Origin of the sequence: Acinetobacter sp. ABJ_C1_1 (assembly GCF_044684115.1) — a bacterium.
GTDB classification, from domain to species: domain Bacteria; phylum Pseudomonadota; class Gammaproteobacteria; order Pseudomonadales; family Moraxellaceae; genus Acinetobacter; species Acinetobacter nosocomialis_A.
In genome coordinates this window covers 55,682-68,546 of the sequence record NZ_JBITPU010000015.1, presented here as the reverse complement: position 1 = coordinate 68,546, position 12,865 = coordinate 55,682, and the positions used below count along the sequence as shown (strand labels likewise).

Annotated in this window: 10 protein-coding genes; 1 reads left to right on the top strand and 9 read right to left on the bottom strand. The window is 40.8% G+C overall.

Features of this window, described 5'->3' with window-relative positions:
* Positions 1-17: 17 nt before the first annotated feature.
* From ACG59Z_RS15540 to hutC, 9 genes are all read right to left on the bottom strand, one after another.
* Positions 18-656, bottom strand: coding sequence for an HAD family hydrolase (locus ACG59Z_RS15540; RefSeq protein WP_396463199.1), 639 nt, complete (start codon positions 654-656; stop codon positions 18-20).
* A 99-nt stretch (positions 657-755) separates the two neighbouring features.
* Positions 756-2,582 carry a DUF885 domain-containing protein gene (locus ACG59Z_RS15535; RefSeq protein WP_400200162.1) on the bottom strand — a complete coding sequence of 609 codons (1,827 nt, stop codon included), beginning with the start codon at positions 2,580-2,582 and terminating at the stop codon, positions 756-758.
* Positions 2,583-2,835: 253 nt separating this feature from the next.
* Positions 2,836-3,756, bottom strand: a complete 921-nt coding sequence (hutG, locus tag ACG59Z_RS15530) for a formimidoylglutamase (protein ID WP_400200160.1) — start codon at positions 3,754-3,756, stop codon at positions 2,836-2,838.
* Between the two features lie 10 nt (positions 3,757-3,766).
* Positions 3,767-4,972 (bottom strand): imidazolonepropionase, encoded by a 1,206-nt coding sequence (gene hutI / locus ACG59Z_RS15525; protein WP_400200158.1) that lies wholly within the window; start codon positions 4,970-4,972, stop codon positions 3,767-3,769.
* A gap of 51 nt (positions 4,973-5,023) precedes the next feature.
* Positions 5,024-6,436, bottom strand: a complete 1,413-nt coding sequence (locus ACG59Z_RS15520; protein ID WP_304456660.1) for an amino acid permease — start codon at positions 6,434-6,436, stop codon at positions 5,024-5,026.
* Between the two features lie 64 nt (positions 6,437-6,500).
* Positions 6,501-8,039, bottom strand: a complete 1,539-nt coding sequence (hutH, locus tag ACG59Z_RS15515) for a histidine ammonia-lyase (RefSeq protein ID WP_004704779.1) — start codon at positions 8,037-8,039, stop codon at positions 6,501-6,503.
* Between the two features lie 87 nt (positions 8,040-8,126).
* Positions 8,127-9,803 carry a urocanate hydratase gene (gene hutU, locus ACG59Z_RS15510; RefSeq protein ID WP_002054061.1) on the bottom strand — a complete coding sequence of 559 codons (1,677 nt, stop codon included), beginning with the start codon at positions 9,801-9,803 and terminating at the stop codon, positions 8,127-8,129.
* A 251-nt stretch (positions 9,804-10,054) separates the two neighbouring features.
* Positions 10,055-10,630 (bottom strand): HutD family protein, encoded by a 576-nt coding sequence (locus ACG59Z_RS15505; protein WP_400200155.1) that lies wholly within the window; start codon positions 10,628-10,630, stop codon positions 10,055-10,057.
* A complete protein-coding gene (gene hutC / locus ACG59Z_RS15500; RefSeq protein ID WP_005300446.1) occupies positions 10,627-11,379 on the bottom strand; it encodes a histidine utilization repressor in 753 nt (250 codons plus the stop codon). Before hutC ends, ACG59Z_RS15505 begins: the two co-directional genes overlap by 4 nt.
* Before the next feature lie 355 nt (positions 11,380-11,734).
* On the opposite strand from hutC, the gene ACG59Z_RS15495 reads away from it, so the two are divergent.
* Complete coding sequence (locus tag ACG59Z_RS15495; protein ID WP_400200153.1) at positions 11,735-12,847, top strand: acyltransferase family protein; 1,113 nt, start codon at positions 11,735-11,737, stop codon at positions 12,845-12,847.
* Positions 12,848-12,865 lie beyond the last annotated feature (18 nt).

Below are 12,865 nucleotides of genomic sequence, written 5' to 3'. Positions count from 1 at the left end.
TCCTGTATTTCATGTATTTAGAAAAATTCTTTCATGGTTGCCAAGTCTGTGAGCACGACTTTGGGCTGAATGGTTTTTAATTTTTCAGCCGATGTATAACCCCAACCTACCGCAGCAAAATCAATACCTGCTTCATGTGCAGCTTCGCCATCCGTGGTTTGGTCGCCGACATAAATTGCTTGGTTTTTACTTACATCCAGAATGTTGAGAACACGCTTAATTCGCTTCGCTTTGCCAAATATAGACGAGCCACCATCAATATGGCTAAAAAGCTCACAGAGTTCTTTACCCAGTACATTTTGACAGTTTTCTTTAGAGTTTGAAGTAATAATTGCGAGTGTATACCCCTGCTTATGCAGTTCAATTAAGTGGTCCCGCATACCTTCAAACAGATGAATTTCTTCATCTCTTTCTTTCATTAGCCGAATAAAATCTTTCGCAATCCAAGGCAGTTTCCACCTAGAAACATTCATTTCTTTCATAATTTCTCTAGGCGTAAGTTGTTTGTAGTACTCGACTTCGTGAAGGCTTACCGATTTAAACTTATACTTTGCGGAAAGTTGATTTAAAACGCTTAGAAAAAAATGAAAGGAGTCGACTAAGGTGCCATCTAAATCAAAAATAATAGCCTGATATTCTTTTAGGTTTTTTTCCATTTCTAGTTTCGAAAATATATTTTTTATTATTATATTCTGTTTTCTATTGGTTTTTAAATCAGGCCCAACGAGGACCTGACCTAAGTTTCGAATTTTGTTTTAAGCTGCCGCTTTTTGTTCCTTAATCCAATTTTTAATACGTGCATCGAGTATATTTAAAGGCAATGTTCCTGCATTTAAGATCATGTCATGGAACGCTTTGATATCAAAACGGTCCCCAAGCTCATGTTTCGCGAGCTCCCGTAGCTCTAAAATTTTCAGTTGGCCCATCTTGTAAGCTAATGCTTGAGCAGGAATAGCAATATAGCGGTCTGCCTCTGCCTGAATATCAGGTTCATCTAAAGCTGAGTGTTCTCGCATGAAATCAATCATTTGCTGACGGGTCCACTTTTTATAATGTACGCCAGTGTCCACCACTAGACGACAAGCGCGGAACAACTCGCTCGATAGTCTTCCATAGTCTGAAAGCGGGTCTTTATAGAAACCAACATCTTTACCCAATTGCTCGGCATAAAGTGCCCATCCTTCTATATAGGCAGTATGGTTGGGTTGCTTACGGAACATCGGCAAATTTGGCAGGTTTTGGGCAATATCAATCTGCATATGATGGCCGGGAATTGCCTCATGGTAAGCAGTCGCTTCCATTGATATTTTGGAACGTTCAGAGAAGTCGCCAGTATTTACATATACTTGTCCGGGGCGTGAACCATCAGGCGTGCCTTGGTGATACTCCGCACCTGCCGCTTCTTTTTCTCGATATTGCTCTACAGGTAAAACTTCGACTTTATTTTTTGGCAATAAACCAAATAGCTTCGGCAACTCCGGTTGCATTTGGGCAATATATCCACGATAAATCTCTAAAATTTCTTCACGAGATTTTGGGAAAACCGCAGGATTTGTTTTTAAAGATTGTTGGAAACTTTTTAAGTCATTGAAACCTTGTGCTTTGGCAATTTTCAGCATTTCCGCCTCTATACGAGCAACTTCTCTTAACCCGAGCTGATGAATAGTTTCAGGACTTTCCGAGGTGGTTGTATTGTTTTCTACATAAAAACGATAGAGCTCGTCACCGTTTGGCAAGCTCCAGATACCCTCGTGTTGTCGTCCATAAGGTAAGTAATCTTTCTGAATAAACGTGCCGAGTTTTTGATAAGCAGGCCGTACATTCTGATCTATGGCCTGTAGTATTTCACGGCTTAAACGCTCTTGTTCAGCTTTCGAAATGTTTTTTGGAAATTGCTTTAATGGAGAAGCAAACACACTGTCTTTCCCTGCTGGCGTTGCAATGCTATCAATCTGCTTTGCCACTTTTTCAAGTAAATATTTCGGTGGCATTAAACCATCTTTTTGTCCTTGTTTCGCTAACTGAATCCCTTGATCAAGAATAAGAGGAATTTGTTTTAAACGAGCAATATAGTCTTGATATTGCTTAGTATTATCAAAAGGAATCGAACTAATAAATCCCGGAAATTGTAAATGTAGTCCCCACATTTGATTGAAAGGCATCTCATAGAGTTTCAAATCATAACTTTTAAGTGTCTCTTTCAACTGATAAATCATTAAATCTTTATTTAATTGATCGGTTGCTGAAAATCCTGTGCTATCAATCGCTTCAAAACGTTTTAAAAAATTTTGAGTAGTTTTTTTATCTTTCTCAATCTGATTTTTTGAAAATTCGGTCCATCGATTGTTATAGCGTAAATCGCCTAAAGTCGTTGCAGTTTCAGGATTATTTTTTAAAGTATATTCCCACTGTTCTTGTAAAAGCTGGTTTAAAGCTTTCACCCGAACAGAGACATCACTGTTTTGTTTAGCTTGTGATTTTTCGGTGGTATTTGTATTTATTTCGGGGCTTGCAGCATCAGAAGAATGAGACATCCAAAATAAAACACTGATACAAGCATAATGTAAGGTTCTGTTTTTCATTTAATTATCCAAACATATTTAACGAAGTTTAAAATATAGACAAAACAAATTACGTGCCAAGCAGCCTATAAAATGGTGTAAAAATCGAGTATTTTTTTAACTCAATGATTTTATAAATTAATTTTCTTTTTAATTAAATTATTTATAGTTGCTATCTATATTCCGAATCTGACTTTAATTTACCAGAAAGTCAAAAAAAGCGCACATGAGCGATCTCAGTGCACTTTTTCATTTCTACATTAAAAATTGTTTCTCAAGAAAACAAATATTGATAAACAATATACGCAGCCAGTTTTGCTGTTCTGTTGTCTAAATCAAATTTTGGATTGCACTCAGCAATATCTAAAAGTTTGATTTTCCCAGTCTCTTGAATATGCTTAAAAATTGCTTCAAAAGTGGCTAAATCAATTCCTTTGACAGCTGGCGCACTGACTCCCGGTGCAACCGCAGCCGCAAAGACATCTAAATCAATCGTAACGTACAAACAGTCTACTTTTTCAATAAAAGCATCAACCGCCGCGAGCACGTTTGGTAGGTTAAAAATATTAACCTCATGATCGCGTAAATATGAACAATTTAAAGCATCGGCTGTATCAAACAAAACTTTAGTATTGGCATGGTTGGCGACCCCAATACATAAGTAATTAAATTGTTTTTGATGCTGTTCTGAAAGTCGAGCCGCTTGTAAAAAAGGTGTTCCAGACGTGGCATGCTCTGCTTCACGCAAATCAAAATGGGCATCGAAATTAATAATGCCTATTTTTTTATCTGGCGCGTGGGCTTGTACATATTGGAATAGACCGCTAAAGCTACCAAATGCAACTTCATGTCCACCGCCCAATACAATCGGCTTTAAACCATTTTGCAAACTATTTGCGACTTGTTCAGCTAACTCGGCTTGTGCTTGCTCTAAATTCTCATATTCGCAGGTCACTGTACCCAAATCGACAATACTGACTGGGCGATGAACCGGTAAGTTAGCCAGTTGTGTGCGAATCGCATCTGGCGCATCGGCAGCACCAACTCGGCCTTTATTACGTTTAACGCCTTCATCAGAGCTAAAGCCAATCAGGGCAAATTCAGCATGTTGGGTCTTGTTCACAATATGGTGAATACGTTGGTGTGCTTCACCCTCGCCATCATGTCGGCCTTGCCATTTAAATGTGTGATTCATGTGACACCGTTTAAAAAATAACTTCTTGTCCATGCTGAACGACTCGCTTAGGCAAATCTCCGCCCAGCCAGTAAACAATTTCAGATGGATGCTCAATATCCCAAGCGACAAAGTCAGCGACTTTACCCTGCTCCAAACTACCGTGCGTTTGCTCTAAACCGAGTGCTTGTGCCGCATGAATGGTGACACCCGCCAATGCTTGCTCAGGCGTTAAACGGAATAACGTACTGCCCATATTCAGCATTAAACGTACAGAAAGTGCTGGAGATGTACCCGGATTTAAATCACTCGATAGCGCAATACGTACGCCATGTTTAATCAGACTTTCAATCGGTGGATATTGTGTTTCACGCAATAAATAAAAGGCGCCCGGTAGTAACACAGCAACCGTACCCGACTCTGCCATCGCTTTGACATCATCTTCGGTCATGTACTCTAAATGGTCAGCCGACAAAGCATGATAACGTGCTGCCAAGCTTGAACCGCCTAGCGATGAAAGCTGCTCTGCATGAAGCTTAACGGGTAGACCCAATGATTGTGCCGTTTTAAAAACACGCTCAACCTGAGCTGGTGAAAAGGCTAAATGCTCACAGAATGCATCTACTGCATCGACCAAACCTTCAGCATGTAGTTTAGGCAGCATTTCTGTACAGATATGCTCAATATAAGCATCGCTTTGATCTTTGTATTCTGGCGGTAAAGCATGAGCAGCCAAACAGGTGCTTTTCACCGTCATTGGTAAAGCTTCACCAATTTGACGGATCACGCGCAGCATTTTGCGCTCGTTTTCGTAGTTGAGTCCGTAACCAGACTTAATTTCAATGGTGGTTACACCGTCTTGCTGCATGCAACGAATACGCTTAAGGGCTGATTTCAGTAATTGTTCTTCGCTGGCTTCACGCGTTGCGCGTACTGTACTTGCAATACCGCCACCGCTTGCTGCAATTTCAGCATAACTTACGCCTTGTAAGCGCTTTTCAAACTCAACGCTACGGTTGCCACCAAAAACACTATGCGTATGACAGTCGATGAAACCTGGGGTCACCCAAGCGCCATTTAAGTCAACTGTTTCGGAATAAGTGTCGGCAGGAAGTTGTTGTTGTTTTCCAATCCAATGGATGAGATGCTCTTCGGTAACAATTGCAGCATCTTCGATATAAGAATATTGCCCATTTTGCATGGTCGCAATATGGCAGTTTTGCCAAAGTTTTTTCATTAGCCTATCCTCGAAACTGCCCAACAGTTAAACCATTGGGCAGTTGATTTGTTAGCTTTCCATTTCTATGTTTTGCTGGACAGGCTCACTTTCCTTTCCCAAGCTTTGCTCCGGCTTTACCCAAATGCGATACGCAATGGTTAATAGAGCAAGCCATGCCGCACCTACATAAATTGCAGGACGCGAGTCTGGGAAGTAGCCCATCATCACTAAAATGAACACCATAAACCCGATTGCAAAAGCAGGTGCATATGGCCAGCCGAATACAGGGAAATCCAGTGCCTTAATTTCAGCAGTAGATAATTTACGGCGCATCGCTACTTGCGAAAGCAAGATCATGAGCCATACCCAAACGGTTGCAAACGTTGCAATTGATGCAATGATGACAAATACATTTTCAGGAATTAGGTAGTTCAGTACGACGCCAATTAACAGCACGCCAGCCATAACCACAACAGTCATCCAAGGCACACCATTACGTGATAGCTTTTGGAAAATGCGAGGTGCTTGACCACGATTTGCCATACCGTACAACATACGGCCTGCACCAAATACATCACTGTTAATTGCTGAAATTGCAGCGGTTACCACCACAACGTTTAGAATATTTGCAGCAGATTTAATGCCTAAGTTTTCAAAAATTTGTACAAACGGACTGCCTTGGCTACCAATCTGGTTCCATGGGAAAATCGACATAAGTACAAAAATAGTCAGTACATAGAACAGTAAAATACGGACTGGAACGGCATTAATTGCTTTTGGTAAGGTGGTTTTCGGGTCTTGTGACTCACCTGCGGTTAAACCAATAATCTCGATACCACCAAAGGCAAACACGACTACAGACAAACAACCAATCAAACCTGCAATACCATGCGGCATGAAACCATCATAAATCCATAGGTTTTGAAGCCCCGGTACAACATTGCTGTGATCAACATGGAAGCCATAAAACATAAGGCCTAAACCACCGACAATCATGGCAACAATGGCACTGACTTTAACAATTGAAAGCCAAAATTCGAGTTCACCAAAGACTTTTACATGAATAAGGTTAATTGCGCCTAGGAACATAATGAGAGACAAAATCCAGATCCACCGTGGTACATCGGGATACCAGAACCCCATATAAATACCAAACGCAGTGACATCGGCAATTGCAACAATCACCATCTCAAACACGTAAGTCCACCCAGTCGTAAAACCTGCCAACGGACCAATGTACTGAGATGCATAGTGGCTGAATGAGCCAGAGACAGGGTTATGGACAGCCATTTCACCCAGTGCGCGCATAACGATATAAATTGCAATCCCTGCAACGATATACGCAAGTAATACTGAAGGCCCTGCCATTTTGATGGCAGTCGCCGAACCATAGAAAAGCCCAGTTCCAATTGCTGAGCCCAATGCCAAGAAACGAATATGGCGGGTGTTCAAACCCCGCTGTAGTGTGGAGTTTTGTGACATTTTAATCTCCAATCCTTGAGGAAATTTAGTTGGATTCGGCCACTCCATGTGACCGTTTTATCAATCACACTTCAGATAAACTAGGGAGCAGTTTTGGAATGAGTAACTTATTTAGGCAACCACTCGCAAGCAATTCGCTAGCTTGTTCGATATCCGGAGCAAAGAAACGATCTTCGCTGTAGTAAGGAACTTGATCGCGCAAGATTTTACGAGCTTGTTCAAGTTTAGGCGAGCTTTTTAAACCTTCACGGAAGTCTAAACCCTGACAAGCGCCTAACCATTCAACAGCTAAAATGCCACGAACGTTGTCAGCCATGTACCAAAGACGCTTACCGGCATTCGGAGCCATCGATACGTGGTCTTCCTGATTGGCAGAAGTTGGTAAGCTATCAACGCTTGCAGGATGTGCAAGTGCTTTATTATCACTCGCAAGTGCAGCAGCTGTCACTTGTGCAATCATAAAGCCTGAGTTAACACCGCCATTTGCAACCAAGAATGGTGGAAGTTGTGACATGTGGCGGTCCATCATCATCGAAATACGACGTTCTGACAGTGAGCCAATTTCAGCGATCGCCAATGCTAAATTATCTGCCGCCATTGCAACAGGTTCTGCATGGAAGTTACCACCAGAAATTACGTCACCTTGTTCAGCAAATACGAGTGGGTTATCCGATACAGCATTTGCTTCAATTTCTAATACTTCAGCAGCCTGACGGATTTGTGTTAAACATGCACCCATCACCTGTGGTTGGCAACGTAAAGAGTACGGGTCTTGAACTTTGCTACAGTCTTCATGTGAATGTGCAATTTCACTTGAGTCTGTTAATAGGTCACGATAAGCCGCAGCTACATCAATTTGACCACGTTGGCCACGTACTTCGTGAATACGCGCATCGAATGGTGCACGTGAACCCAACATTGCTTCAACGCTTAAGCCACCACAAACCGTTGCAGCAGCAAATAAATCTTCAGCTTCAAACAAGCCACGTAACGCATAAGCCGTTGAAACTTGTGTACCGTTTAAAAGTGCTAAACCTTCTTTAGCCGCTAAAGAAATTGGTTCTAAACCTGCAACTTTTAAAGCTTCAACTGCTGGTAACCATTCACCTTTATAACGTGCCTTACCTTCACCCAGTAACACTAAAGACATATGTGCAAGTGGTGCCAAGTCACCTGAAGCACCTACTGAACCTTTCAGTGGAATGTGTGGGTAAACTTCGGCATTAATTAAAGCCAACAAAGCATCAATTACTTTACGACGAATACCAGAGAAACCACGCGCCAAGCTATTTGCTTTTAACAGAATAATTAAACGAACCATTGCATCATCAAGTGCTTCACCTACACCTGCTGCATGCGAAAGAACCAATGAACGTTGTAACTTTTCTAAATCTTCAGGAGCGATTTTGGTTGACGCGAGTAAGCCAAAGCCCGTGTTAATACCGTAAGCTGTACGCCCTTCATTTACAATTTTCTCAACGCAAGCCACACTTGCATCAATTGCAGATGAAGCACTTTCATCCAATTTAACTTTGATCGGGTTGAGGTACGCTTGACGTAAATCGGCTAAGGTCAGTTTTCCCGGTTGGATAAGTAATTCCATGTTGGCTTCCTAATTTTTTGCACTATATTCTGCTGAGACGGTGCTTTTCACAATTGCAAAAAGCACCGCTAGTTCTTCCATGTATTTTTATTGCGTGATCATTGGCAAGTGTAAGCCTTGCTCTTTCGCACAGTTAATCGCAATTTCATAACCGGCATCGGCATGACGCATAACACCTGTTGCAGGGTCATTGGTCAGTACGCGAGCAATACGTGCAGCCGCTTCATCTGTACCATCACACACAATCACAACGCCTGAGTGTTGAGAGAAGCCCATACCTACACCACCACCGTGATGTAAAGACACCCAAGTTGCGCCGCCCGCTGTATTTAACAACGCGTTTAATAAAGGCCAGTCTGATACTGCGTCTGAGCCGTCTTGCATTGCTTCAGTTTCACGGTTTGGACTTGCAACCGATCCTGAGTCTAAATGGTCACGACCAATCACAACTGGTGCAGACAATTCACCGCTACGAACCATTTCGTTAAATGCCAAACCAAGTTTTGCACGTAAGCCTAAACCTACCCAGCAAATACGCGCTGGTAAACCTTGGAAGCTAATGCGTTCACGAGCCATGTCTAACCAGTGATGTAAATGTTCATCATCAGGAATTAACTCTTTAACTTTGGCATCTGTTTTATAAATGTCTTCTGGGTCACCAGAAAGTGCAGCCCAACGGAATGGACCAATACCACGACAGAACAATGGACGGATATAAGCAGGTACGAAGCCTGGGAAATCAAAAGCGTTTGCTACACCTTCATCTTTCGCCATTTGACGGATGTTGTTGCCATAGTCAAATGTTGGAACACCCATTTTTTGGAAATCAAGCATTGCTTGTACGTGTTTTGCCATCGACTGTTTTGCAGCTTTTACCACAGCTTCCGGTTCAGTTTTCGCACGTTCACGGTATTCATCCCAAGTCCAACCTACTGGTAAGTAGCCATTAAGTGGATCGTGTGCACTTGTTTGGTCAGTCACCATGTCTGGACGTACACCACGACGAACAAGCTCAGGTAAAATTTCAGCAGCGTTACCATGAAGCGCAATTGAAATTGCTTTACCTTCTTTTGTATAGCGGTCAATACGCGCTAAAGCGTCGTCTAAATCAGTTGCTTGTTCGTCTACATAACGGGTACGTAAACGGAAATCGATACTTGCTTGTTGGCATTCGATGTTTAAAGAACATGCACCTGCAAGGGTTGCAGCTAGAGGCTGAGCACCACCCATACCACCTAAACCAGCAGTAAGCACCCAACGACCTTTTAAATCACCGTTGTAGTGTTGGCGGCCTGCTTCAACGAAAGTTTCATATGTACCTTGTACAATGCCTTGGCTACCAATGTAGATCCATGAACCTGCTGTCATTTGACCGTACATTGCGAGTGCTTTTGCATCTAACTCGTTGAAGTGTTCCCAGTTTGCCCAGTGTGGTACAAGGTTTGAGTTTGCAATTAAAACGCGTGGTGCATCTTTATGAGTTTTAAACACACCAACTGGTTTGCCTGATTGAACCAATAAAGTTTCGTCAGTTTCAAGATTTTTTAGCGTATCTACAATTTTGTCGAAACATTCCCAGTTTCGTGCTGCACGACCAATACCGCCGTATACAACTAACTCTTTCGGGTTTTCTGCAACGTCCGGATCAAGGTTATTCATCAACATACGTAATGGGGCTTCAGTTAACCAACTCTTAGCCGTTAATTCAGTGCCGCGTGGTGCACGAATTTCTACATCACGAAATTTTGTTGTCGTTGTTGTCACAGTCGGACTCCTTCCTTTGAGCTTACATCAGCAGAACATCACTTGTCTCTGCATTTGTATAGTAATGTATTAACTTGTATATACATCCATATACTACACAAATATTTTTCGGCGTGAAGAGGGTGACTCATATTTTTTTAAAAAAAATGAATAAGCTTATGAATTAAATTAATTTATTTTTATATTAGGCATAAAAAAAGCACATATCCTCTAACAAGACATGTGCTTTTTAAGTCGTAAATGATGTCTTTTTATCGTTGAATTAACTCAATGACATAGCAGCTTTTGAGTTGTTTTTTGGGAAAATTGACTAATGTCACGCCAGTATTTTTCTCAATTTTTAGCGTCTCGTGAACAGCAAGCTGAACGGAATGATCATCAACATTTACTTGTGTTTCATCCCCCTGATTAAAAATGAAAATCAGGTCAGCCGAGCTAATAAATGCCTGCTCCGCTGCATCATTCAACCACTGAAAACGGGCATGAAACTTTGCAGGATCATAAATTAAATTTAAATCTCGAATTGCACCGTCGACCAGTTCACTTTGAACCTGACTCTCACCATGAAAAGCAAAAATATCACCTTGGTTCAGCGTTTTGGCAGGAAGGTTATCGACATGCAGTACCATGCCCTGTCCATCAAGTACGCTAATAATGCGCTGCTTATTGGGAAATAGCGAAAATGGCCCGGAAGTAGTCACATCAGCCATGGAAATGCGCCATTCAAAGTCGGCTTCACCTTGGCTTCGAGCAATTTCTAAAGTGAAACCCGCACCGTTTTTCCAAAGCATTTTTGTATATTGATCGGCCCTGATCAATTCAATCATGGGTTAAATTTCCCTTCGAGATAATAGCGGCTGCCCGGGTAAATCAAACGTGCACTTGAAATCAACTGTTTGTTTGACCATGTGCGGCGACGGATCAATAAACACGGCTCAGCTTTGGTGATCTTTAACCATTTACACTCTTGAGGAGATGCTAAAACTGCCTCGACAATGTGCTCACCTTCTGAGACAGGTGCTTTCGCCATGAGGTAAGCATTTGGGGTAATGGTTTTAAAATCTTGTTGTAGATAATCTGGAATAAGCGCTGCATCGACTAAACGATCTTCGACCTGAACAGGCACATCATTTTCATAATGCACAATAATCGAGTGAAATAATCTTTGCCCTTCACGAGTCTGCATTAAAACGCTTTGCTCTGCATTTGCATAAATTTGTTCTAAGACTAAAACTTCAGCGTGGTGCTTATGGTTTCGTGCAATAATCTCATCGGCAATATTATTAATTTGAAAAAGTGCAGTTCGACCTTGCCCTTCAGCAACGAAAGAACCAACGCCTTGAATTCGAACGAGTAAGCCTTCTGTTGTTAACTCACGTAGCGCACGGTTTACCGTCATACGGCTACAACCGAGTTGATTCACCAGTTCACTTTCAGAAGGAATTTTTTTATTTACAGCCCAAGTACCTTCATAAATTTTTTGTGAAATCAGTTGTTTTACGCGTTGATATAAAGGAACTGGACTATCAGCTTCAATCGAAAGCTCAGTATGTTCTTGTTTTGATGTTCTGGGCATAACTAATTACTCAAAAAAGGCAGCAGGCAAAACAGTATTTTAGTTGACATGCTATGTATATACAACCACATACAACATGTTAATTTATGAATAAAATAGATTTTAAAAAGTTTAAAAAACAAACATCGCTCAATAAGAGCTAATTTAAAGTTTTATGTAGAAAAATTCAAATATATAAATGCTTTATAAATATTTATTTAATAATTATTTCTGCTATACCTTAGCCCAATTTAAGGATGTAAAAACTATAGGCTTTTCTGGTTTACGAAATGCTGCTTAAAATTTTTATTTAAAATAACTGATCGATAGTATTCTTCTGCCACACAGTATATTAATAAAACTGGAAGCACATCGTATGCGTAATTATAAAATAGATATTCTTCGAGGAATGTCTATCCTATTGGTTCTTTTACATCATTTTAATATTCCTTATAAACTTAAAGATACATGGTTAGGTTTTGATTTTTTAGGTGAAGCATTTAGTACAGTCATCGCAAGAAACGGAAATTATGGCGTCACCATGTTTTTTGTGATTTCAGGTTTTTTAATTACCCATCACACTTTAAAACGAGACAAACAATTTTCTGCAATTAACCTCAAACATTTTTATATCCGACGAGCAGCGCGTATTTTGCCGTGTCTGATACTACTCATTTTAGGTGTAAGCATACTTGGTTCATTTGACTTAAAACCCTTTATGAACCAAGCACCGAATGGCATTGAGGTCTCTTATCCTTTAACCATATTTGCAGCTTTAACCTTCTGGATGAATATCCTGATTATTAAATTCGGTTGGGTAAACTATGCTTTGGGCGTGTTGTGGTCGCTCTCTGTAGAAGAAGTTTTTTACTTTGTTTTTCCATTATTGTGCCTGCTCACCCGTAGTAATAAAGTCTTTATTGCTGTGCTCATTGGAGTAATTTTATACGGGCCTTATTTTAGATCTCTGCATTTTGGAGAAGAAAGCGGCGCTTATTTATATCATTATTTTTCGAGTTTTGATGGTATAGCAATTGGCTGCTTAACGGCGATATTTTCTCATGCCTACCGACCAGATTGGACTTATAAAAAACCTCTTTCGTGGTTGCTTATTTTGAGCATGACAGCTCTATATTTATATGCGCCAATAAAAGAAGTCAGCACATGGAGTATTAGCTTATTTGCTCTTGCCACAGGCTTACTGATTTTGTGTTTTCAGCATCCTTCCGAAACACAGGCGCATAACCTATTTACCAAAGTGATGGTCTGGTTGGGGCAACGAAGTTATGAGACTTATCTGTTCCATCTGGTAGTACTAGGCCTTATAAAGGTTGCGTTTATTCCAGCTCAAACCGACGCTAGCATCAAAATTATGCTTTTAATTGGCTATTTAGTTCTGACTTTCATCATTAGCGCAGTGATTGAAAAATATTATTCGACACCACTTAACAGCTATATTCGAAAGATTTTCATTAAAGATAAATCATAAAAAAAGCCCCTTTTAAAT

Coding starts and splice junctions, on each gene's coding strand:
- ACG59Z_RS15540 (WP_396463199.1), bottom strand. CDS start 656: ATGGAAAAAAACCTAAAAGAATATCAGGCTATTATTTTTGATTTAGAT.
- ACG59Z_RS15535 (WP_400200162.1), bottom strand. CDS start 2,582: ATGAAAAACAGAACCTTACATTATGCTTGTATCAGTGTTTTATTTTGG.
- hutG (WP_400200160.1), bottom strand. CDS start 3,756: ATGAATCACACATTTAAATGGCAAGGCCGACATGATGGCGAGGGTGAA.
- hutI (WP_400200158.1), bottom strand. CDS start 4,972: ATGAAAAAACTTTGGCAAAACTGCCATATTGCGACCATGCAAAATGGG.
- ACG59Z_RS15520 (WP_304456660.1), bottom strand. CDS start 6,436: ATGTCACAAAACTCCACACTACAGCGGGGTTTGAACACCCGCCATATT.
- hutH (WP_004704779.1), bottom strand. CDS start 8,039: ATGGAATTACTTATCCAACCGGGAAAACTGACCTTAGCCGATTTACGT.
- ACG59Z_RS15505 (WP_400200155.1), bottom strand. CDS start 10,630: ATGATTGAATTGATCAGGGCCGATCAATATACAAAAATGCTTTGGAAA.
- hutC (WP_005300446.1), bottom strand. CDS start 11,379: ATGCCCAGAACATCAAAACAAGAACATACTGAGCTTTCGATTGAAGCT.
- ACG59Z_RS15495 (WP_400200153.1), top strand. CDS start 11,735: ATGCGTAATTATAAAATAGATATTCTTCGAGGAATGTCTATCCTATTG.